This is a genomic window from Acidimicrobiales bacterium (assembly GCA_036378675.1).
Taxonomy (GTDB): Bacteria; Actinomycetota; Acidimicrobiia; order Acidimicrobiales; family Palsa-688; genus DASUWA01.
Map to the genome: position 1 here is coordinate 58,367 of DASUWA010000024.1, position 22,022 is coordinate 80,388.

At 68.1% G+C, this 22,022-nt stretch carries 22 protein-coding genes; 10 read left to right on the forward strand and 12 right to left on the reverse strand.

Annotated features, from left to right (window positions below):
- The first annotated feature begins 74 nt into the window (after positions 1-74).
- The 4 genes from VFZ97_09355 (at position 75) to VFZ97_09370 (ending at position 2,723) form a co-directional block, all read left to right on the forward strand.
- The gene (locus VFZ97_09355) at positions 75-500 is read left to right on the forward strand and encodes an ester cyclase (GenBank protein HEX6393637.1); all 426 of its coding nucleotides are present in this window, start codon (positions 75-77) and stop codon (positions 498-500) included.
- A 31-nt stretch (positions 501-531) separates the two neighbouring features.
- On the forward strand, positions 532-927 hold the full coding sequence (locus tag VFZ97_09360) for a Rid family hydrolase (GenBank protein ID HEX6393638.1): 396 nt from the start codon (positions 532-534) through the stop codon (positions 925-927).
- 94 nt (positions 928-1,021) lie between these two features.
- Positions 1,022-1,363: an amidohydrolase family protein gene (locus VFZ97_09365; GenBank protein HEX6393639.1), complete on the forward strand. Its 342-nt coding sequence runs from the start codon at positions 1,022-1,024 to the stop codon at positions 1,361-1,363.
- A gap of 1 nt (position 1,364) precedes the next feature.
- Positions 1,365-2,723 (forward strand): amidohydrolase family protein, encoded by a 1,359-nt coding sequence (locus tag VFZ97_09370; protein ID HEX6393640.1) that lies wholly within the window; start codon positions 1,365-1,367, stop codon positions 2,721-2,723.
- Here VFZ97_09370 and VFZ97_09375 read toward each other — a convergent pair.
- The 5 genes from VFZ97_09375 to VFZ97_09395 are packed head-to-tail and all read right to left on the reverse strand — an operon-like array spanning position 2,704 to position 7,335.
- A complete protein-coding gene (locus VFZ97_09375; GenBank protein HEX6393641.1) occupies positions 2,704-3,678 on the reverse strand; it encodes an aromatic ring-hydroxylating dioxygenase subunit alpha in 975 nt (324 codons plus the stop codon). The two genes, VFZ97_09370 and VFZ97_09375, sit on opposite strands and share 20 nt — an antisense overlap.
- A gap of 29 nt (positions 3,679-3,707) precedes the next feature.
- Complete coding sequence (locus VFZ97_09380; protein ID HEX6393642.1) at positions 3,708-4,577, reverse strand: ABC transporter permease; 870 nt, start codon at positions 4,575-4,577, stop codon at positions 3,708-3,710.
- A complete protein-coding gene (locus VFZ97_09385; protein ID HEX6393643.1) occupies positions 4,574-5,332 on the reverse strand; it encodes an ABC transporter permease subunit in 759 nt (252 codons plus the stop codon). Before VFZ97_09385 ends, VFZ97_09380 begins: the two co-directional genes overlap by 4 nt.
- A 45-nt stretch (positions 5,333-5,377) precedes the next feature.
- Entirely contained in the window at positions 5,378-6,214 is an 837-nt protein-coding gene (locus tag VFZ97_09390) for an ABC transporter ATP-binding protein (protein HEX6393644.1), read from the reverse strand.
- A gap of 2 nt (positions 6,215-6,216) precedes the next feature.
- The gene (locus VFZ97_09395) at positions 6,217-7,335 is read right to left on the reverse strand and encodes an ABC transporter substrate-binding protein (protein ID HEX6393645.1); all 1,119 of its coding nucleotides are present in this window, start codon (positions 7,333-7,335) and stop codon (positions 6,217-6,219) included.
- Between the two features lie 294 nt (positions 7,336-7,629).
- Here VFZ97_09395 and VFZ97_09400 point away from each other — a divergent pair, with 294 nt between their 5' ends.
- Genes VFZ97_09400 through VFZ97_09415 form a run of 4 tightly spaced genes read left to right on the forward strand, consistent with a single transcriptional unit; the run spans position 7,630 to position 12,780 of the window.
- Positions 7,630-9,027 (forward strand): 8-oxoguanine deaminase, encoded by a 1,398-nt coding sequence (locus VFZ97_09400; GenBank protein HEX6393646.1) that lies wholly within the window; start codon positions 7,630-7,632, stop codon positions 9,025-9,027.
- Complete coding sequence (locus VFZ97_09405) at positions 9,024-9,902, forward strand: FAD binding domain-containing protein (protein ID HEX6393647.1); 879 nt, start codon at positions 9,024-9,026, stop codon at positions 9,900-9,902. The genes VFZ97_09400 and VFZ97_09405 overlap by 4 nt, the downstream gene beginning before the upstream one ends.
- Positions 9,899-10,378, forward strand: coding sequence for a (2Fe-2S)-binding protein (locus tag VFZ97_09410; GenBank protein HEX6393648.1), 480 nt, complete (start codon positions 9,899-9,901; stop codon positions 10,376-10,378). Before VFZ97_09405 ends, VFZ97_09410 begins: the two co-directional genes overlap by 4 nt.
- The gene (locus VFZ97_09415; protein HEX6393649.1) at positions 10,375-12,780 is read left to right on the forward strand and encodes a xanthine dehydrogenase family protein molybdopterin-binding subunit; all 2,406 of its coding nucleotides are present in this window, start codon (positions 10,375-10,377) and stop codon (positions 12,778-12,780) included. The genes VFZ97_09410 and VFZ97_09415 overlap by 4 nt, the downstream gene beginning before the upstream one ends.
- A gap of 15 nt (positions 12,781-12,795) precedes the next feature.
- On the opposite strand, the gene VFZ97_09420 is transcribed toward VFZ97_09415, so the two are convergent.
- Genes VFZ97_09420 through VFZ97_09435 form a run of 4 tightly spaced genes read right to left on the reverse strand, consistent with a single transcriptional unit; the run spans position 12,796 to position 17,360 of the window.
- Complete coding sequence (locus tag VFZ97_09420) at positions 12,796-14,124, reverse strand: amidohydrolase (protein ID HEX6393650.1); 1,329 nt, start codon at positions 14,122-14,124, stop codon at positions 12,796-12,798.
- A 2-nt stretch (positions 14,125-14,126) separates the two neighbouring features.
- A complete protein-coding gene (add, locus tag VFZ97_09425) occupies positions 14,127-15,107 on the reverse strand; it encodes an adenosine deaminase (protein HEX6393651.1) in 981 nt (326 codons plus the stop codon).
- Positions 15,095-16,159 carry a Rieske 2Fe-2S domain-containing protein gene (locus VFZ97_09430; GenBank protein HEX6393652.1) on the reverse strand — a complete coding sequence of 355 codons (1,065 nt, stop codon included), beginning with the start codon at positions 16,157-16,159 and terminating at the stop codon, positions 15,095-15,097. The genes add and VFZ97_09430 overlap by 13 nt, the downstream gene beginning before the upstream one ends.
- Positions 16,152-17,360, reverse strand: coding sequence for an amidohydrolase family protein (locus tag VFZ97_09435; GenBank protein ID HEX6393653.1), 1,209 nt, complete (start codon positions 17,358-17,360; stop codon positions 16,152-16,154). The genes VFZ97_09430 and VFZ97_09435 overlap by 8 nt, the downstream gene beginning before the upstream one ends.
- Before the next feature lie 115 nt (positions 17,361-17,475).
- On the opposite strand from VFZ97_09435, the gene VFZ97_09440 reads away from it, so the two are divergent.
- The gene (locus tag VFZ97_09440) at positions 17,476-18,312 is read left to right on the forward strand and encodes a phytanoyl-CoA dioxygenase family protein (protein ID HEX6393654.1); all 837 of its coding nucleotides are present in this window, start codon (positions 17,476-17,478) and stop codon (positions 18,310-18,312) included.
- A gap of 7 nt (positions 18,313-18,319) precedes the next feature.
- Positions 18,320-19,486 carry an FAD-dependent monooxygenase gene (locus tag VFZ97_09445; GenBank protein ID HEX6393655.1) on the forward strand — a complete coding sequence of 389 codons (1,167 nt, stop codon included), beginning with the start codon at positions 18,320-18,322 and terminating at the stop codon, positions 19,484-19,486.
- Positions 19,487-19,490: 4 nt separating this feature from the next.
- Here VFZ97_09445 and puuE read toward each other — a convergent pair whose 3' ends face one another.
- Genes puuE through VFZ97_09460 form a run of 3 tightly spaced genes read right to left on the reverse strand, consistent with a single transcriptional unit; the run spans position 19,491 to position 22,019 of the window.
- Positions 19,491-20,402 (reverse strand): allantoinase PuuE, encoded by a 912-nt coding sequence (gene puuE / locus VFZ97_09450; GenBank protein ID HEX6393656.1) that lies wholly within the window; start codon positions 20,400-20,402, stop codon positions 19,491-19,493.
- The gene (locus VFZ97_09455) at positions 20,395-21,612 is read right to left on the reverse strand and encodes a Zn-dependent hydrolase (GenBank protein HEX6393657.1); all 1,218 of its coding nucleotides are present in this window, start codon (positions 21,610-21,612) and stop codon (positions 20,395-20,397) included. Before VFZ97_09455 ends, puuE begins: the two co-directional genes overlap by 8 nt.
- The gene (locus VFZ97_09460; protein HEX6393658.1) at positions 21,606-22,019 is read right to left on the reverse strand and encodes a gamma-glutamylcyclotransferase; all 414 of its coding nucleotides are present in this window, start codon (positions 22,017-22,019) and stop codon (positions 21,606-21,608) included. The genes VFZ97_09455 and VFZ97_09460 overlap by 7 nt, the downstream gene beginning before the upstream one ends.
- Between the last annotated feature and the right edge of the window lie 3 nt (positions 22,020-22,022).

The following is a 22,022-nucleotide window of genomic DNA, read 5'->3' on the forward strand; positions in this document are numbered from 1 at the left end:
TCGCTTGCCCCGGGTAGTACGGCTCCTGTACTATCGTTAGTACGGATCACGTACTAAATCATATAGGGGGCTTCATGCAACCGGTAGAGATGAATCGGCTCATCGAAGCACACCTGGCCGCGGAGGCCGCCGCAGACACCAACGGGTGTGTGGCGATGTACACCGACGACGTGATCCACGATGTCGTCGGGGCACCACACGGCCCACTCAGCGGCCCCCAGGCCGCGAGAGGCTTCTATGAGATGCTCACCACGAACCTCGAGACGGAGCGGATGGACGTGAACCGCGCCTGGTATGGAGCGGACTTCTGCGTAATCGAGCACCAATGGTACGGAAGCGTTCCTGGCGAATTCCTCGGTGTGGCGGGTCAAGGCAAGCGGATCTCGTTCCGGATGCTGCACCTGTGGGAATTCAAGGACCAACGGATGTCGCGTGAAAACGTCTGGCTCGATGCTGGGTCAATAATCCGGCAGTTGACATCCGCCGACTCCGAACCATGACCCATTTTGAACAACCGACAGGAGGACAATCATGCAAAGAGAATTCGTCAACCCCTGGACCTGGCAGGACCAGTTCGGATTCGTGCAGGCGCACGTCGTGGCCGAAGCGCAACGCGTCGTCTACTGCGCTGGACAAACCTCTGTGGATCCAGACGGCGCGCCCGTGCACCCCGGCGACATGGACAAGCAGATCACGCAGGCGGTCGCGAACCTCGAACTGGTCCTCTCGCAAAGCGGAATGCAGCTTTCCGACGTAGTCCGGCTCAACTACTACGTAACTGACATCGACGCGTTCTTCGCATCTGGACCGACGCTTGGAGAACTGTTGACGAAGGCCCGCTGCCGCCCGGCGTCGACCCTGCTCGGTGTGCAACGTCTGGCTTTCCCCGAATTCCTTATCGAGATAGAAGCCACGGCTGCGAAGTAGAGACTGTCCCATATCCGCCGGAACGACATCGGCTTGATACGTCACCCACCGCCGGTTATCGGGTACGGATTCAGCCCACACCACGTCACGTGTCGTGTACCGTTCGGGGCTCACCGTGGGCTTGGGCAGCGACAACGCAACTCTCAATTGCAACTCCGACAGCATCGACGAGATGCGCCGAGCGGTGCTCACCTCGCGGATCGCCGGAGCGCCCCACGGGGATCTGACGCCCTCCGCTGCCGCACGGATGGCGACGATCGACGGCGCACGCGCCGCGGGGCTCGACCACCTGATCGGTTCCCTCGTACCAGGAAAGCGGCCCGACGTCGTCGTCCGGGACACGTCGGGGCCGCACTGGTGGCCCCGTCACGACTGGTTTGACACCCTGGCCATCGCGGTCGAAGCCGGGACGGCCACGGCAGGCAACATTCGCTGAAGTGCGAACCCTCCTGAGTGGCTTTGACTGCCTTGCCTGCTTCGACGACGCCGGCACGGAGCTCGAGGGGGCGGACGTCCTCATAGACGGGTCGACCATTGCCGACGTCGGCATAGACCTCTCGACCGAAGTCGATCGGCGGGTCGACTGCCGTGGGCTTGTCGGCCTGCCCGGGCTCATCAACGCCCATCAGCACCTGTATCAGGGCGCATGCCGTGCCGTCCCCGAGCTGGAGCGAGCACCGATCGAACCGTGGCTGGCAGGGCTGGGGCGGCGGGTCAAAGGCTGGTACCAGGCCGGCGCCTTCGGCCCTGACGTGGTCGAGGCGGTGGCTGCGGCAGTGCTCACCGAGTCGCTGATGGGCGGGGTGACGACCGTCGCGGACCAGCACTACTTTTTCCCCGCTGGGCCCTCCCTTCCCTACGTGGAAGCCACTGTCGCCGCGGCCCGGGAAGTGGGGGTGCGCCTCCACGCCTGCCGAGGGACGATCACCCTCGGCCCGGACCTCGACTTGGTCCAGACGGTGGATGAGGTGGTCTCTCACAGTTTGAGCCTGATCGACGCGTTCCATGACCCCAATCCCGGCTCCCGGGTCAGGATTGCCTTGGCGCCCTGCGGTGTGCACGTCGATGAGCCGGAGCTGTTCGACCTGCTCGCAGAGGTCGCGGCCGACCACGACGCCGTCAGGCTGCACACTCACCTCTACGAGGAGATCGATGCAACGGTGTGCGGGGAGCGCTACGGGTGCACCCCGTGGCGGCTGCTTGCCGAGCACGGCTGGGCTCAGCCTCGGACGTGGCTGGCACACGTCGTCGATCCGCCCGAGTCCGAGATATCTGAGATGGCCGCGGCCGGCGTCGGCGTGGTTCACCTTCCCGCTCCCGACCTGCGCATGGGGTGGGGTGTCGCCCCGCTACGTCAGTTCTTCGATGCCGGCATCACGGTGGGGTTCGGAACCACTGGCTCGGCCTCGAACGACGGAGCCAACCTCCTCGGCGACCTGCGCCTGGCCGCCCTGGTGCATCGGGCCGCCCACCGGGCTGTGCCGGAGCGGTGGCCGTCGGCAAGAGAACTGCTCGCCGCCGCCACCCGTGGCTCGGCGGCATGCCTGGGACGCGACGACCTGGGGGTGATCGCCCCCGGCCGGCAGGCGGATCTCGCGGCGTGGGACCTGCGAACGGTCGACCGGGTCGGCGTTCACGACCCGCTCTCGGGGCTGCTGTTGACCGGGCTGAGCAGCCGTGCCGCGCTCGTAATGGTCGCGGGTGAAGTCGTCGTCGAGGACGGCCAGCCGGTGCACCTTGACCCCGATGCCATCGCAGCCCGGGCCCGGGGGTTGCTCAGAACCCGATCTCCTTGAGTCGCTTTCGGTAGGCGACGGCGAACCGGTCGAAGGACAGATGCAGCTCCTCGAGCGGGTCGAGTGGAAGCCGGACCGGACGCTGGCTTTCGACTATGGCTCGATCGGGGTTCCAGATGCGGGCCTCGATCGCTTCGTACGCCTCCTCGTCCACCTCGATGTCGAGGGGGAACGTGCACACCCAGAACACCCGGGTCTCGGTCGCGGAAAGAGGCGAGGAGGCCATGCACAACGACGTGCCAGGACCGCTGGCGTTACCCAACGACACCGAGAACGGCAGGTCGATCTCGTACTCGAAGACCATCGGCGCCGGCGGCCGGCTCCCCGTCGGGTCGCACGCCTCATAGGGGAAGTCGAACGACAGCCGCCAACCGTCGTCGCTCACCTCGACGGCTAAGGGAGCGACAACCTCCAGGGCGGGATTGCCGAATGTATCGACGTGGAGGACGGAAAAGTGGGCCACGTCGCAGAAGTTCTCGACCTGACGGAAGGCCTGCGCCTTCCAGTCGTACACCTCCCCGACGTGCACTTGGTGTCGGCCGTCGGTGGCTGCCGCCCACGTGGGCCGAGGCCGCAGTTCGTCCGCCTCGTCAACCAGGCAGGCCCAGACCAAGCCGGCGTGCTCGGACACCCGGTAGGCTCGGACATCGGCTTGCCGTGGAATGGGGCGGGACGGAGCGAGTTGGGGAACGAGTGTGCATCTCCCGGAGCCGTCGAACCGCCAACCGTGGTATGGGCAGCGCAGGCAACCGTCGATGGTCACGTCACCAAGCGCGAGGCTCGTTCCGCGGTGGGGGCAGATGCCGTCGACGACCTGCGCCCGGCCGTCGCCGTCCCGCCACACGGCCAAAGGACGGTCGAGCAGCCGGGTCCCGGTCACTTGGCCCGAGCGGACGTCGGCGCTTCGGGCCACCGGATGCCAGAAGCAGGCGGCGAGCTGCTCGAAGACTTGCACTGCGCCCGATCCGCAGACCGACACCGATGTCAGCGTGACTGGGGGGGCCCGAATCGGGCCAGCACGATCGTCTCCAGAGCGCCGATCAGGCGATAGAGGATGAACGAGTAGACGGTCACCAAGGCGACTCGTGACCACAGTCCGTTGTAATCGGAGAGCGCCCCGACTTGCAGGATCCGGTAGCCCAGGCCCTTGCCAGTCGCGAGCCACTCGGCGAGTAGCGCGCCGATGAGGGCGAGGGGCGCCGCGATGCGCATCGATGCCATGAGGGCCGGCAGGGATGTCGGGATCTGGACTCGACGCAGTGTCTCCGCGCGAGACGCCCCGTAGGCGTGGCAGAGGTCCAGCGACTCCTGGGGCGTCCGGCGCAGCGCCAAGTTGACGTTGACGAGAGTCGGGAAGAAGGTGACGATCCCCGCGATTACGGCGACGGTCTTGAGGTTCCGGCCGAATAGCAGGACAATCAACGGCGTCATGGCCATCAGCGGGACTGACCGCAGGACCATCGCGATCGGCATGACGGTGCGCTCGAACGGGCGTGACAGGTTGAAGGCGACGGCGCACCCGACCGCCGCGACGGTACCCACGCCGAGCCCGATGAACGCGTCGCGGAGCGTCGTCGCCGATTCGTGCCACACCGCCGTGCGGTTCGCCCCCGCGGATTGCGACGTGACGAGGTAGCGCCAGACGTCCGCGGGTGTCTTGCCGATGAAGTGGTTGACATGGAACAGCTTCAGGAACAGCAGCCAGGCTCCGAGCACGACGGCGATCGAAACAAGCGTGCCCAGCGTCCGGCGAACGAGCCGGACAGCGAGACCTGACTCCCGCTCGGCGCCCAACCGCGCTGACCTCGCCCATTCGATGTCGATGGTGAGCGGTGGCGTCTCTGTCGACGTCATCGGACACCCGCCGGCGCCCATGGTGTGAGCAGCCGACCGACGAGGTGGGTGAGGCCAAAACCGGCGCCGGCGGCCGCGGTCGCGACTATGGCGATGCCCCAGGTTCTGGCGACCTCGAGCGCCTGCATGGAGTTGATCATCGCCACGCCCAGCCCTTGCGTCCCACCGAGGAACTCGCCGATGATGGCGCCAAGGACAGCTGCAGGTGCGGCAATGCAGAGACCGGCGAACATGCTGGGCAGAGATGCCCGGAGCCGCACCTTCGTCAACTGCTTGAGCCGCCCTCCACCATACGCGTACACGACATCCAGCGCCGCCGGGTCGGCGCTGCGCAGTCCGACGAGCGTTCCGATGAGCGTCGTGAAGAACACGGACATAGCGGCGAGCACCACCTTCGGTGTCTCGCCGGTGAATACGATCGCGAAGGTCGGCAGTATGGCGACGGGCGGCAGGCAGTACGACGCCACGCCCAACTGCAGAAGGGGGCGTTCGAAGAGGGGCGCCACGAGGAAGAGCATTGCGGTGGCTATCCCGAGGAGGTTCCCCCAGAACCAACCCTTAATGGCCTCGGCGAGGGTGGTCTGCAGGTTGGGCCAGTAGAAGTGCCACCCGTCCTTCACCATCTTGCTCACCACCGCGGTCGGAGTCGGCACGGCGTGCGACTTGTGGAACACCGTCGCGCCGAGCAGCTCCCAGAGCAGGAGGAGGGCGACCAGACCGACCGACTCGGTGATCCTGGACAGGGAGAGGCGCATCCGGCGTGAATACACACCAGGGAGGACCGTCGAGTCCTGCACGGCTCAGGCCTGGTCAGGGTTGACGCGGCCGAACAACAGCTCGCTGAAGTGGTCGCACAGTTCGTGGAACCGGGTCGACCGCATCATCTCCGGGGTCCGCGGACGGGGCAAATCGATCTCCGTGCGAGCGATGATGCGCCCCGGCCGCGGGCTCATCACGGCCACGACGTCGGCCAGGAACACGGCTTCCGCGATGGAGTGAGTGACCAGCAGCGTGGTGGTAGCCCGCTCCGTCCAGATCCGCTGGAGCTCGAGGTTGAGGTGTTGCCGGGTCATCTCGTCGAGGGCGCCGAACGGTTCATCGAGCAGCAGTATCCGGGGCTCCACCACGAGGGCTCGGGCGATGGCGACCCGCTGGCGCATGCCACCCGAGAGCTGCGCGGGTCGGGCCGTCTCGAAGCCTTGCAGTCCCACCAACCGGATTAGGTCGGATATGGAGTCGGCTGGTTTCTTGAGCCCACTGATGTCGAGCGGCAACCGTATATTCGTGGTCACCGATCGCCACGGCAACAGCGCGGCGTCTTGAAAGGCGATGCCGAGATGGTGGTTACGCCGAGCCGCCGAAGGAGGCTCGCCGTGGATTCGGGCCTCTCCTGACGTTGGGGTTTCCAGGTCGGCGAGAATCCGCAGGATGGTCGACTTACCGCACCCCGAGGGTCCGAGCAGGGCGACGAACGCGCCCGCACCTGCGTCGAAATCGACGTTCTGCAGAGCGGTGATGGTCGTGCGCCCCACGCGGAAATCCTTGCTCAGGTCGCGCAGGCAGATCCCGTCTTGGCGCGGCGCAGCTCCGCCGAGGGATCCCGCGAGGGACGGGGACTCGGAGGAGACGCCGATCACTACTACACGCTCACCGGAGATGTCTTGAGTTGGGGTGACTCCTGGTACAGCTCCGTCAGCACCGACATGTCGAACAGCTTGTCCTTCGTGATCGTGATTCCGCCGAGGGCCAACGTCGAGATGCACTTGTCGACCAACTCGGGGGTGATGGTGAGGAGGCCGTTGGCCTGTGTATCAGCGGTGAGGATGAGCTTGTTCTGGGCCTTGGACTCCAGGGTCTGCTCGGCCTCCTCCAGGCCGAGGGTGGAGCCGTACTTGGTGACCGCCAGGTGGGGGCCGGCGGCCGGGTCGGCGAGGCTATCGTGCCACCCCATGATCTCGGCCCGCATGAACGCCTTGAGCTTCTCCCGATTGGCCCCGGTCAGGGCACTCTTCTCGACCATGTAGCTCTCAGCAACCAGCGGGTAGTTGAAGTCGTTCAACAGGAAGGTGTAGGTGTCGAAGCCCTTGACCTTCAGAAGGTTCGGCTCGTTCGTGATGTAGGAGAACCACCCGTCGACGGTGTGCGTCGTCAGAGGCGTCGGATCGAACTGCACCGGGACCTCGTTGATCTTGGACGGATCCAGGTTGTTGGCCTTGAGGAACGCTTTCCAGACCGCCTCGTTGGTGGACTGGACGCCGATTTTCTTCCCGATCATGTCCTGCGGCGTCTTGATCGGACTGGAAGCCAACGACATGATGGCGAACGGGTTTTTCTGGTACTGCGCTCCGATGATGACCAGGTCGGCCCCTTGATTGATGGCCGCAGCCGTGATGTCCGGCGACGACAGTCCGGCGAACGCCTTCCCCGACGCAACCACGGCGTCCTGGGTAACGTTCGGGCCGCCGGGGATGATATTGACATGTGCAAAGCCCTGGCTGGTGTAGTACCCGCGGCTGTCCGCCAGATACTCGCCGGAGAACTCGTCGTTGAGGATCCACGACACTTGGAACCCGATGGTGCCATACGTCCCGGGGGCTACGGTGCCGCCCGCGCCGCCCGTGGTGGTGGTGGGACCGGTACTGCTTTTGGATGAGCTGCTACATGCCTCCAACAGCGCCGACAGGCCACCGACTGTGGCCAGGCCCACCGTTGCACCCCCCATCCGGATGAAGCCCCTCCGCCCGATGGTGTTGGTCACAGTGCCTCCCGTATTTATTGACGCGGCGGTACCCCACGCGTCGACCAGCTGTCAACAACGACGCTACGGGGACGACATTTCCGAGCTGTTGTTGATTGATGAACTGTCGGTTTCGTCCGACCACGATTGGGCGGTTCCGGGGCGAAGCCGCGTCTACGATCCTGTGTCGAGTTGCTCACTGCGTCGCCTACGCGAGGTGGTTTGACACGCGGGGTTAACGAAGCGATAACCGCCCGGAAAACAGGGCAGCTCTAGGGTCGATGTGATCCGGCGGATCGAGGGCCCCTGCAAGCCATGACTCACCACACCAAGACTCCCGACTCCGATCTGCTGATCACCGGGGCCGAGATGGTGGTGACCATGGACGACAGCCGGAGCGAGATCAGGTCCGGGTGGGTAGCGACGACGGGCGGGTTGATCTCCCACATCGGCGGCCCAGGAGACGCCCCACCGGTCGCTCGCGAGACCCTCGACGCCGGTGGCGGTCTGGTCACGCCAGGGCTGATCAACACCCACCACCACATGTACCAGAACCTCACTCGTGCGTACGCTCCGGCGGCGAACGTATCGCTGTTCGAATGGCTCACCACCCTTTACCCGCTGTGGGCGTCCCTGGACGAAGAGGCCTCCTATCTCTCGGCTTTCGTGGGGCTGGCGGAACTGGCGCTGGGCGGCTGCACGACCTCGACCGATCACCTGTACGTCCACCCACGACACGGCGGCGACCTGATCAGCGCGGAGATAGAGGCAGCCATCGAACTGGGTATGCGGTTCCACCCGACTCGGGGTTCGATGAGCCTCTCCGCCAAGGACGGCGGCCTGCCACCGGATTCCGTCGTACAGGACGACGATGAGATCCTGGCGGACAGCGAGCGCCTGGTGGCCAAGCATCACGACCCGTCGTGGGGAGCGATGGTCCGGCTCGCGCTGGCCCCTTGTTCACCTTTCTCCGTGACGGCCGAGCTGATGGTTCGCACAGCAGAGCTCGCCGAACGGCTGGATGTCCGGCTCCACACCCACCTCGCCGAGGATCCCGACGAGGACCGATTCGCAGAGCAGACACTCGGCAGGCGGACCGTGGAGCACTTCGAGGAGGTGGGTTGGCTCAGCTCCCGATCATGGGTGGCTCACTGCATCTATCCCAACCAGGCGGAGGTGGCCCGGCTTGGGAGGGCTGGGGTAGGAGTGGCTCACTGCCCGTCGTCGAACATGATGATCGGCGGCGGAGGGCTGGCGCCCATCGCCGAACTCCTCGAGGCCGGATCGCCGGTAGGCATCGGCTGCGACGGGTCGGCGTCCACCGACCACGCCTCCTTGTGGCTCGAGACCAAATGTGCGATGCAGCAGGGACGACTGCGCGGTGGCCCGACCGCCACGAGCGCGCGCGACGCGCTGGCGCTCGCCACCCGGGGCTCGGCCGCATGTCTCGGACGCGACGGTGAGATCGGTCAGCTGAGTGTCGGAGCGGCAGCCGACCTCGTCGTGTGGCCAATCGACGGCCTGTCGTTTGCCGGTGCCCTCACCGACCCGGTCGAAGCATGGCTGCGGTGCGGTCCGGTCAGCGCCCGCCACACCGTCGTGGCGGGCCGGCCGGTCGTCCGGGAGGGCGAACTGGTCAGACCGGGCGTGCACGACATCGTCCGTCGCCACCGAGATGTCGCGGCCCGGATGCAGCAGCTCGCACTCGGATGAAATTCGCCCCGTTCGACTACGTGAAGCCGGCGGATCTGGCCGCTGCTATCGGGTGCCTGGAGGGCAACGACGACGCGAAGATACTGGCCGGCGGTCAGAGCCTTCTGCCGTTGATGGCCCTGCGGCTGGCCCGGCCGACGCTGCTGGTGGACATCGGGTGCCTCTCCTTGGATGGGATCTCGACAGAATCGGCTGGAGGTGACGCCTTCCTCCGTCTAGGGGCGCTGGTGCGGCACGAGCGCCTGCTCCGCGATCCGTTCGTAAAGGTGAACGCTCCACTGCTCGCCGAGGCCGCGGCCTATGTGGGTCATCCGGCCATAAGGACCCTGGGCTCCCTCGGCGGCTCCATTGCGCACGCCGATCCCGCCGCGGAGCTTCCGGCGGCCTTAGTCGCGTTGGGCGGCTCGGTGGAGGCGGTCGGGCCGAGTGGACAAAGGGTGGTCCCGTGCGAATCGCTGTTCGAAGGGTTCTTCACCACCGGGCTGGAGTCGTCAGAGGTCATCACCGCCATCCGGATTCCCATCAGCCCGGTGCCCGAGAGCGCGTCATGGTGTGAGTGGGCGCCCCGGCACGGCGACTTCGCCGAGGTGGGGATCGGGGTCTCGCTGACCTTCAGTGAAGACGGACGGTGCACCACGGTTAAGGCCGCGGCATGTGGGGTGGGGGCCACACCGGTAGGCCTGACCGACACGCTCGCCCCGGTGCTCGTCGGCCGGTGGGGCGACGATCCCGAGGCGCTTCGCGAAACGGCCCGCGTCGTTGCCGGTGTCCTTGCGCACCCGGACAAGTCCGACCTGGGCGGCCTGCTCTGTGCCCGCGCCGTGAAGCGGGCGTACGAATCACGCTCGGTCGGGGCTCCGGGACCGGGGTCGTGAGCCGCGTCGTCGTGACCATGACGGTCAACGGGGAGGAGATGACGGCAGAAACTCTCGTTCGGTCCACCCTGTTGGACCTGATTCGCGACGGGTACGGCCTCACCGGGACCCATGCCGGCTGCGAGCAAGGGGCTTGTGGCGCATGCAGCGTGATGCTCGATGGGAAGCTCGTCCGGTCCTGCCTCGTCGTGGCCGTCGCGGCAGCGGGGCGAAGTGTGACCACCATCGAGGGAATCGGGGCGCCCGACTCTTTGTCCCCGATCCAGCGAGCCATGGTTGACCACCACGGACTGCAGTGCGCATTCTGCACACCGGGAATGGTGATGAGCGCGCTTGATGTGCTGTCCCGACCCGGGCCCCTCTCCGAGCGGGAAGTCCGGGAGGCACTGGCGGGAAACCTGTGCCGCTGCACTGGTTACACCGGAATCATTTCCGCAGTGATGGAGATCACGGAGCGGCAGGCCGGACCGCCGTGACTGCAGTAGACGAACGGCCCGCCGCTGCTTCGGAGATCCAGGGAGTCGGCGAACGGGTCCCGCGCGTCAACGGTCCCCAGTTGGTCACCGGCCGGGGGGCCTACCTGGCCGACCACAACGTCCCCGGGTTGCACCATGTCGCAATCTGCCGGTCGACCATCTCCCATGCACGGATCCGGGGGATCGACACGTCGGAGGCGCGCCAGCAGCCCGGCGTCATCGCGGTCGTGACCGAAGCGGAGCTCGACGCGGCCGGGGCCAGGAAGTTCAACCATATGATCGAGCCGCCGGCCCAGCCTCTGGAGTGGACCATTCTGGCTTCGGATCGGGTCAGGTTCGTCGGCGAGCCGGTCGCTGCGGTGGTTGCGCGATCCAGAGCCGAAGCAGAGGACGCCGCCGAAACCGTGGTCATCGACTACGAAATGATGCCGGCGGTGGTGAGCACGGCCGAGGCCCTGCTGCCGGGCGCTCCGCTTCTGTACCCGGAGTGGGGCACCAACGAGTTCCTCAGGCTGAGCGGTGCCACGCCGGGATTCGAGGACGCCATGGCCGCGGCTCCGCGGCGGGTCACCGACCGCTACGAGAGCCACCGCATATGCGGGCTGCCGCTGGAGGGGCACGGCGCCCAGGGGCAGTGGGATCGAGGGACCGGACGGCTGACGCTCCTGTCATCCAATCAGCAGCCGCACCAACTGCGAACCGTCGTCGCCGAGGTGTGTGGTCTGGACGAGTCGAAGGTTCGAGTGATCTCCCCCGACATGGGCGGCGGCTTCGGCAACAAACAGCACTTCACCCGTGAGGAGTGCCTGGTGGGGATGCTGGCACTGATCACCGAGGTCCCGGTTCGCTGGTCGCAGGACCGCACGGAAGCCTTGACCGCCTCCGTGCACTCGAGGGCCCAGCTGCACGAGGTGGAGGCGGGGTTCGATCACACCGGTCGGATCCTGGCTCTGCGGGCCCGAATCGTCTCGGATTTGGGCAACCCGGTGCTGTACTTCTCGGGCGCCGGGCCAGGGTTGGTCGCCGCCGGGTGCATCTCCGGCGGGTACGCGATCGACAACGTCTCATGGGAACTCTCCTGCGTCGCCACGACCACCTGCCCCATAGGCGCGTACCGGGGCTTCGGGCAGCCCGAGGCGCATCTGACGACTGAACGGGTCATGGATCGGATCGCGGCCGAGCTCGGTCTCGACCCCGTGGAGGTGCGCCGGCTCAACCTGACGCCCGACGAGGTCGTCAGGCCCTGGTGGGGTCACGGAGGCGCCCGGATGGATCCCGGTCCCCTTCGGAGCCTGCTCGATCGACTGGTGGACGAGTTCGACTACCCCCGCTGGCGGGCGTGGAGAGAAGCGGCGAGAGGGGAAGGCCGGCTGGTCGGCCTCGGTTTCTCCACGCTCGTGCAGGGAACGACGCCCACCCAGAACGACGTGGCAGGCCGGTTCGGCTCGATCGAGATGGCGTCGATCACCGTGCTTCCCGACGGGCATATCGACGTCAGGGTCGGGACGAAATCGCAGGGGCAGGCGCACGAGACGGTCTTCGCCCAACTGGCCGCGAGTGCCCTCGGGATGCCCCTCGCACGGGTGGCGGTCCGGGACGGGGACACCGACTCGCTTCCATTCGGGATGGGTACGTGGGGTAGCCGCAGTGCAGTGATGGGCGGCGGCGCGGTGATGCGAGCGGCCCGGCAGCTGCGGGCGAAGATGCAGTCGATCGCGTTGCGGATCGGCGAACCGTTCCCAGAAGTCGGCGCGGTGTCGCCGAGCGTGTTCGACCGCGTCGCGTCCGTCGCCTGGTGGCACCCCCACCTCCTCGGCGGCGACCTGGAACCCGGGCTCACGGCGCAGGTCGTGTACACGCCCGGGTTCACCGGCCCATCGCCCGGCGGGGGATACAACCACGACGAGACCTACGGCGCGCACGCCACCGCCGCCGCGGTCGAGGTGGACCCGGTCACCGGAGCGGTGCGCATCCGCGACGTCGTGATGGTCTCCGACTGTGGGGTGGTGATCAACCCTGCGGCGGTGGAAGGGCAGCACCAGGGGGGCTTCACCCAGGGCCTCGGAGCGGCGCTGTTCGAGGAGGTCCGCTACGACGACCAGGGGCAGCCTCTGGCGTCCACCCTGATGGACTATCTCATCCCGACGGCCAACGACGCACCGAGGTTGCGGGTCGTGCTCCGGCCCACTCCGTCCGAATCCGAGGGCGGGTTCCGAGGGGTCGGCGAGGCATCGATCATCGCCGCCCCGGCGGTATTGGCGAGCGCAGTAAGCGACGCCCTGTCGCCCCTCGGGGTCCGGATCACCTCATCCCGCTTGCACGCCAAGGAGCTTCGAGCCGCGATCCGCCGATCCGGTTGGCGGGCTGACCCGGTGGCGTGGGCTGCCGCCCCCGAAATTTGAACCCGAACCGGGGATCTAGCTACTGAGGGCCGCCCGGCGGGCGAAGAGCTCCTCGGCCGCGGCCTGGGCGTCGGCCCGTACCGCGGCGGTGTCGAAGCGGATCGGGCTCCCACCGTCCACCAGGCGTTCGCCGTCCACCCACACGTCGCGGACGTCGCTGCCCCGGCTGGAGAAGACCAAGTGGGCGGCCACGTTGAAGTCGTCGCCGTGCAACACCGGGGTGGTGTGCAGGCCACCCAGGTCCACGACGATCAAGTCCGCCCGCTTGCCAGGCTCCAGGGTGCCCGTTAGCCCCCCGATCCCCAGGGCATCGGCACCGTCGGCCGTCGCCATGGCCAGAACGTCCCACGGGTCACCGGCGACCGGATCCAGAGTGGACACCTTCTGCAGGAGTGAGGCGAACTTCATCTCCTCCAGAAGATCGAGGTTGTTGTTCTCCTTCTCGCCGTCGCTTCCGAGCCCGACGGTTACGCCGGCCGCCCGCATGGCGCCGAGCCGCGCCGGACCCGATGCCAGCTTCATGTTGGAGCACGGGCAGTGGACGACGGCGGTGCCTGTCTCCGCCAGGATCCGGATCTCTCGATCGTCCAGCCAGACGCAGTGGGCGACCACCGTGCCGGGACGGAGGATCCCGCGGTCCCACGTCACCTCGAGCGGGCGCCGGCCCCAGCGCCGCAGCGACTCCTGCACTTCCCACATCGTCTCGGACGAGTGAGTGTGGATGCCACATTCGAACTCGTCAGCCAGTTGCCGGGCCGCCTCGAAACAGCCTTCCGTGCAGTAGAGCAGGTGCTCCAGGCCGACCCAAGCCCGTACCCGGGCACCCTGCTTGCAGCCGACCTCCTCGAGGAGGCGGCGGTTGGAGGCGATCGACTCGAAGTAGTCGTAGCCCTGGTCGTCGGCGACGTACGGGACGAGGGTGGCTCGGATTCCCACCTCCTCTGCGGCCCGAGCCGAGCCCTCCATGTACCGCCACATGTCCATCACCGACGTCGTGCCCGACAGGAGGGCCTCGGCGTAGCACAGGCGGGACGCGGCCGCCGCGATCTCCGGCGTCAGCGCCTTGTGGGCCGGATCGACGTAGGAACGCAGCCAGTCCCACAGCGACATCGACTCCGCCGTGCCCCGGAGCAGGCCGGAATGCAGGTGGCAGTTGTGCAAGCCCGGCAGCACCACGGTGCCGGATGCGTCGACCACCTCGGCGCCCGCCGCCCGCGGGTCCCGCCCGACCTCCTCCGGCCCCCCTACAGCGACGATGTCCGTCCTGTCGATCAGCACGGCGCCCGGGTCGAGCCGGGCCCGACCCGCCGTCATCGGCAGCACGATGCCGCCCGTCACCAGCACGCTCAAGGAGATTCCAGCCAGGCTTCGATGGCCGCAAGCTGCCGATCGATGACATCCATCGGTGCGGCCGAGGCCTCCATTGACCAAATGGCGATCTGGGCCAATAGGTCGTCGCCCAGGCCGAGCCGTTCCCGGCAGATCTCGTACTCCTCCCAGATGCCCGGGCCGAAGAGCAGCGGGTCGTCCGCGTTCAGGGAGCACATGACCCCGGCGTCCAGCAGTTGCGGCAGCGGGTGATCCTCCAGCCGTGGCACTACCGAGAGAGCCACGTTCGACGACGGGCACACGTCCAGGCACACCCCGGTGTCGGCGATGCGCGCCACCAGCGCCGGATCCTCGAGGGCCCGAATCCCGTGCATGACCCGGTGGGCGCCGCAGGCGTCGAGGCAGCCGGCGACAGAGGCCGGCCCGGCGAGCTCCCCGCCGTGGGGCACAGACAGCAGTCCGGCGTCGAGGGCGATGCTGAACGCGTCGGCGAACGGCTCCGGCGGCCAGTAGGTCTCGTCGTTGGCCAGTCCGAATCCGATCACCCCGAAGCCGGCGAGCGACGCCGCCATCTTGGCCTGCTCCACCGCCTCGGACGGGTCCACGGTCCGGTCGGCGGCCACGATCAGCCCGGTGCCGACACCCAGCCGCTCCCCGCTGCGGGCCAGCTCGTCGAGCACGATCTCGGTTGCCTCCCGGGGACCGCCGAAGACGTGGCTGTAGCGAGGCGCGTAGAACGCCGGCTCGATCCAGACCACCCCGTCAGCCGCCGCGTCCTCCACCACCTCTGACACCACCCGTCGGAGGCGGGCCGCGCTGTCCAGTAACTCGCACGCGGCCAGGTACATGCCGGCGAAGGCGGCGAAGCCGTCGAACCCCCGGACCGCCGGGACGTCCCGTCCGCTCTCGTCTGCCAGTTCCTTGAGTGTCGCCGGCCGCATCGCACCCTCGAGATGGATGTGCAGGTGCGCCTTGGGCAGAGCTCTCAGATCGCGCATGGAGCCTCCATCGGCTCGCGCGGGCCGAGCGCCTGCGCCAGGGCGTCGCGCCCGCGGCGGCCGGCCTCGGCTATTTCCCGCAGCCACCGGCGGTACTCCAGGGACACCCGGTCGGCCTTGGCGTGCAGCTCGGCCGCGGCGTCGAGCGGGATCTCGGCAGGGACCTGGTTGCACACCACCGGTTCGTCCTCGGCCAGGACTTTGTGTTGGAACTCCAGGAAGTCCTCGTCGGGTTGGTCCAGCGAATCGTTGCGGGCCACCGACCAGAAAGTGCGGCACACGCCCGGGTCCAGCGGAGACGCCGTCATCCAAAGATGGCGGCGGGCGCCGGGTGAGCCAGCAATCTCGAACTCGATATTCACCGTCAGCGGCATGGGCATGCGGTACCGGCTCGGGCCGAGCAGCGCGGTCGGCTGCTGGTCGTCTATGTCCGGGGACACGAAGTCGAAGCGCAGCTCGCCCCCCTGCCGGGCGAGGTCCACCTCCGGTGGGACAGGATGGCTCCGGTCGCCCAGTGTCCCGTCGTGCACCCAGGCGAAGTGGGCCAAATCCACGAAGTTCTCCACGCGGCGGGCGGCTCCAGTGGGCCACGTATACGGCACTCCGGCCACGACCCGCATCGCCGGGTCGTCCTCGGCCGGTGCAGGCGGCACGCGGGTTGGCACCCCCGCCTGCAGCCGGACCCAGACGAGACCGTGCTCCGCTACGGCCTCGAACGAGTCCACCCGGAACCGCTCGGGGATCGGTTTCCCCGGCGCCGATGGCACCTCCACACATCTGCCGTCGGACCCCCACCGCCAGCCGTGGTATCCGCAGCGGAGGGCGCCCCGTTCGACACAACCCAGCGAGAGCCGGGTGGAGCGGTGAGGGCATCGGTCCACCATGGCCGCGACCGAGCCCGGCCCGAGTTCGGCGACCACCAGGTCCCTGCTCAGCAGCCTCACCGGAAGCACCCCGCCCGCCGACCTGACTTCCCCCTGGCTGGCGACCGGATGCCAGAAGTACTCCAGCGCTTCCCACAAATCCTCGGTCGTGACCGTCTGGTCAGCCATCGTGCTCCACTGCCTTGCCCCAAGTCCGCCCGGCCGAGGCGAAGCTCATCGGTCGGGCGGACGGCACCCATGTGCCCGCCCGGACGCAGCCCACCGGCACGACCGCCGCCGGGGCCATCACGGTCTCGACGCCGTCGGAGACCGGGACCGGCCCATCGTCGTTCAATCGGACAGCGCTGAGTTCGGCCGGGCGGCCGGGCGTGATCGCCCCGAGCTCGTCCTTCCGGTCGATGGCCCGGGCCGCGTTGGTCGTCCCGATCTCCACCACCTCGGCCATGCTGAGTCCCAGGGCGAGGAGCTTGGTCATGTTCTCCAGGTACGAGAAGACCGGGCCGCCTACGTTGAAGGCGTTCAGGTCGGTGGAGGCGGAGAACGGGCGGAAGCCCTGGTCCATCAGGCGCCGGGCCTCGTTGAAGCGGAAGTCCGTGGCGGAATGCCCCATGTCCAGCAGCACTCCGCGCTCCACCGCGTCGACCAGCTCAGGCACCGCCCTGCCGGTGCGGTCCACCATCCCGCCGGCGCCACCAAACGCGTGAGTGACGATGTCACCCGGGCGCAACGCCCGGAGCAGCGCGGCCGGCGTGATGGCGGGGGTGTGGGGGAATCGGCCCAGGTGGACCATCACCGGCTTGTCCCCGCCCACCCGCTGGGCCGCGGCCAGGAAGGGGCTGTGCTCGGGGTCGCCCACGTGGCAGGCCCTCACCTTCAGGCCGACGATGACATCGGAGTTCCGTTCCAAGCAGGCGGCGAGGGCCTCTTCGTCCAGGTTACGGAGGTCGTTGGCGATCTCGAGCTTGTGGCAGATGAAATCTCCGGTAGCCAGGTAGAGCTGGTTCGGATCCACGAATGCGAGGACCCGGGTGCGAACCATGGGATGGTCGATGATCGCCCGCCGGCAGACCTCGAACGTGGCGACACCGCTCGTTCCCCCGTCGACGACCACCGGCACACCCACGTCGACTCCTATGGCGTCCGGCTCGACGCAGAAATCCCCCAAACCGGCCATGACGTGGGCGTGCAGGTCCACCAGCGCAGGGGTCAGGATGCACCCGGGCAGGTCGATGACCTCGCATCCCGGCGGAGCTACAAGACCGGTTCCCCGTCCGGCCACCACCCCCCGCTGGACCAGCACGTCGGCGACCTGGTCGAACCCCGATGAAGGGTCGATGACCCTTGCCCCTTTCAACAGCAACGTCGGCACGCTGGGATGATCCCTGCGGTCACGGCCCTAATCAAGTGAACACTGTGTTTCGGCTCAGCTGCCACCCTCCCGCTCGTAACCCAGCTGAAACGAAGCGGCCTTAACCTTCCCGGAGATGGACGTGTTCGGTGTCGACGACATTGCCGGGCTGGTGGACTCCTACAAGGCGCAAGGCTTCGCGGTGCTTCGCGGCGCTATCGGCGACGACGCGTTGTCGGATCTCGAACACGAGTGCTGCGAGGCTCAGGAGCAGCTGCTCGCGGGAGAGTTGGATGACCGCTACGGCACGCTGGAGCTGGTCGAGGAGGGGGCGGCGGATAAGGCGGAGGCCTTCGCCAACTACGTACTGCGAATCACCGAGCTCTCGCCCGCGGCGCGTGCGATAACCCGGTCGGCACCGGTCATGGCGGTGATCCGGGCGCTGCACGGTGACCGATGCTGGTCCAGCGACGAGGACCGTTTCGGCTTCGTCTACCAGGACGCCCGCCCCTCGGAGCTGAGCAGCTACAAACGGATCGGCTGGCACAGCGACTGGCAGTCTTCGCCGCACCTGAGCATGTGGCCCTCCACCGCGGTGACGGTCAACATCGACGAGACCGGCCCGCCGAACGGCTTTCTGCGAGCCGTCCCGGGCAGCCACCTGTGGGCCACGCCCGCGCCCTACGAGAACGTCAACGGGGCGTTGGTGCCTCCTGGCTCAGCCCCCGCCGGCGGATACACCGACCAGCCCCCTCCGTTCCCCATGCCACTCCGGTTCGAGAAGATCCCGGGCGAGGTGGCGGTGTACGCCGAGAGAGGGGACATCTTCTTCCACGACTGCTACCTGTGGCACTCGGCGGCCATGGCCACTGAGCCTGACGCCCGGCGCCGCCACGTCCGGGGCAGCTGGTACGCCGGTGACAAGCCCGAGCGGTACGGCGAGCAGGACTTCGTGAAAAACGCCGCTCGCTGAGGGTCCGTTGCGGCGCCTCCGGATCGGGATAGTCGGGGGAGGGCTCGGCGGCCTCACCGCGGCCCTGGCGCTGCGGGCCACGGGCCAGGAGGTGGTCGTGTTCGAACAGGCGGCGGTGTTCCGCCCGGTAGGAGCTGGCATCTCTCTGTGGCCGAACGGGGTCAAGGTCCTGTCTCAACTCGGGTTGGGACCGCAGGTGGCGGCCGCCGCCGGCCGGATGGACCGCATGGCGTACGCCTCTTCCGACGGGCGAACCCTCACCGATTTCTCACTCGAACCGCTCTACGCCACGGTCGGTGAGAGGGCCCGGCCGCTGGCGCGCTCCGCCCTACAGGACCTCCTGATCGATGCGGTCGGGGAGGAGCACATCCACGTCGGCCGGCGGTGCACCGGCGCCGAGTCGGATGACGACACGGCGGTGGCCCACTTCTCCGACGGCTACGACTTCGAGGGGGATGTCGTCGTGGGCGCCGACGGCACCCACTCGCTGCTCCGCACCTTGGTAGTCGGCCGGCCGGTGGAGCGGTGCTACGTCGGCTACGTCAACTTCAACACCATCCTCCCGGCGGCCTCCGCCCCCACCGCTCCCGGCACGTGGGTCACGTGGGTCGGTGAGGGGCGCCGGGCGTCGGTCATGCCGTGCGGCGAGGCCGCCGTCTACTGTTTCTTCGACATCCCGATGAGCCTTCGGGACGGAGTCGATCCGAAGCTATCGCCGGCCGAGGAGTTGGAGCAGGCGTTCGGAGGGTGGGCGCCACCCGTTCGCTCCGTCATGGACGCCATCGACCATTCGAAGGTCAACCGAGTGCTCATCCACGACCTCCCGGCCGTGCCCGCTTGGTTCCGAGACCGGATGGTGCTTCTCGGTGACGCCGCCCACTCGATGGCACCGGATTTGGGGCAGGGCGGGTGCCAGGCGATGGAAGACGCCCTCGTGCTGGCGCGCCACCTCGCTTCTACCGACCGCTCCGTGACGGACGCTCTCCGCCGTTACCAGGAGGAGCGGGCGCCTCGAACCCGGGAGATCGTACGGCGCGCCCGCAAGCGGTCGGACCTGACCCATGCGGTCGACAGGGAGGCGACCGAGGGGTGGTACCGCTCGCTGGACGGGGACACGGGCGAGCAGATCATCGCCGGCCTGGTCGAGTCGGTGGTCACCGGGCCCTGCGGCTGACCGGTCAGCCCGGGTACGGGTGGGTGGCGACCCAGTGGCGGGCGATCTCGTCCCGGCGGGCGAACCAGACCGATTCGTGGCCGAGCGCGTAGTCGAGGAAGCGGGCCAGCGCCGCGCTCCTACCTGGCCGGCCGGTAAGCCGGGTGTGCAGCCCGATCGACATCATCTTGGGAACAGTGGCGCCCTCGGCGTAGAGCACGTCGAAGGAATCCTTGAGGTACGAGTAGAAATCGTTCCCGGAGGAGAAGCCGGCGGGACTGACAAAACGCACGTCGTTGACGTCGAGTGTGTAGGGGACGATCAGGTGGGGGCGGCCGGCCTCGACCGTCCAGTACGGCAGATCGTCGGCATAAGAGTCCGAGTCGTAGAGGAACCCGCCTGCCTCGATCACCAGTCGCCGGGTGTTCGGCCCGCACCGGCCGGTGTACCACCCGACCGGTCGGTCGCCGGTCGCGTTCTCGATGGCCCGCACGGCCAACGCGATGTGCCGTCGTTCCGTCGCCTCGTCCACCGATCGGTAGTCGATCCACCGATATCCGTGGGAGCAGATCTCATGTCCCATGTCGGCCATCCGGCTCACCACTCCGGGGGACCGCTCGACGGCCATGCCCACCGCGAACATGGTGGCCTTCACGCCGACGTCGGAGAGGATGCGCAGAAGCCTCCAGACGCCGGCTCGGCTGCCGTACTCGAACATGGACTCGACGTTCGGGTGGCGCATGCCGGGCCAGGGCTCCGCTCCTATCACGTCCTGGAAGGCCGCTTCGGAGGCGGCGTCTCCGTGCAGGACGTTGTTCTCGCCTCCCTCCTCCCAGTTGACCACCACATTGACGGCCAGGCGCGCCCCCTCTGGCCACTGGGCGTCCGGGGGATGCTCGCCGTAGCCGGCCAGGTCCCTGGGGTACCCGTCAGGCATCGATCCCGCCGTCCGCTTCCACCACGGTGCGCAGCAGCACCCGGGCGCCGTCGACCAGCGACGCGTCCGGTGTGGATTCACTGGAGTGGTGACTGACCCCGCCGATGCTAGGGACGAATATCAACGCCACCGGGCCGAGACCAGCCAGGATGGCGCAGTCGTGTCCGGCCCCACTCTGCAGCCGTCGGGACGGGAGACCTAGCGCCGAGGCGCTCTCCTCGATCAGATCCTGCAGCACGGGGTCCATCGGGATCGCGTCCGTGCGCGCCTGGGCCACGACGTCCACCTCGACTCGGCGGGCCTCCCGCACCTCGGCGCACGCCTGCTCCAACCCGGCCAGCGCCGCCTCGAGCCTGGAATTGTCCCCGGAGCGCAGGTCGAAGGTCATCTCCACCCGGCCCGGGACGACGTTCGCCACCCCCGGCTCGACCTCCAGTCGGCCGACGGTGGCCACGTCACAGCGTCCCTCCCCGGCCAGGCGGCAGATGGCGTGGATCAGGTCCGCCGCAGCAACGAGCGCGTCGCGGCGCAGCAACATCGGTGTCGTCCCGGCGTGGTTCGCCGCGCCGGTCACGACGATGCTGCCCCGCTGCTGGCCGGTCACTGCCGTGACCACCCCGATCGGCACCCGCTCGTGGTCGAGGACGGGTCCCTGCTCAACATGGAGCTCGACCGTTGCCGCCACGTGCTTCCACGCAGCCGCGTCCAGTCCCGCAGGATCGCAGCCGGCCCGGACGAGGATGGGCCGCAGCTCATCCACCTCCGGCCCGACGAGACGGCCGGCCGCGGCCCGGCTCCCTGTGTACGGCGGGGCCACCACGCCCTCTTCGTTGACGAAGGCCACGGCCCGCACCGGGTGCCGTAACCGGACGCCGGCATCGTGCAGCGCGGCGAGCACCTCCCATGCGGCCGCGACTCCGTACGCCCCGTCGAGGCGGCCACTTCCCGGCACGGTGTCCAGATGGCTCCCCGTCACCAGCGGCGGCGCCGAAGGCACATCTCCCGCCCGCTCGGCCACCACGTTGCCCACCGCGTCGACCGCGACGCGGGCACCGGCCGCCTCCGCCCATTCCGTGAGCATGCGGGCCGCCTGGCGCCACTCTTCCGACCAGGCCAGGCGGGTCACGCCCGGCCCCGGCGTCGAGCTGGCACTGGCCAGCTGCTCGATGCGGCCGAGCAGCCGCACCGCGTCTGCCTCCGCTGTCAGCACCCGGGTCGGAGTACCGAATCGAGCCGTTGGTTGGAGGCCAGGAACCGCTGGTAGGCGCGGAAGCCGCCCAGCTCGGAGATGTCCACCACCTGGTCCCCCGGTTTCAGCCGCTCGGGCTGCAGCAGCATGGCGTGGACCTGCTCCCCGTCGATCAAGGTGATGGTGCCGAGTTCCAGTTCGTGCGGCTCAGCCGGCAGGAGTTGGTTCCGAAGCACCGGGTCCGGCATGTCGTACAGTTCGCCTTCGATGCAACGGCCGCCCGAACCCACCGGCAGCAGGCCCGGGAATTCGTCGCGTACGGCGAAGAAGCGGTAGCCCGCCGTGGTGCGCGCCGGCCCGAGGAACGTCGAACCGGTGTGGCACGCATAGTCCTTCTGCCCGGACATCGCCGTGCCGTTGAGGAACATCAG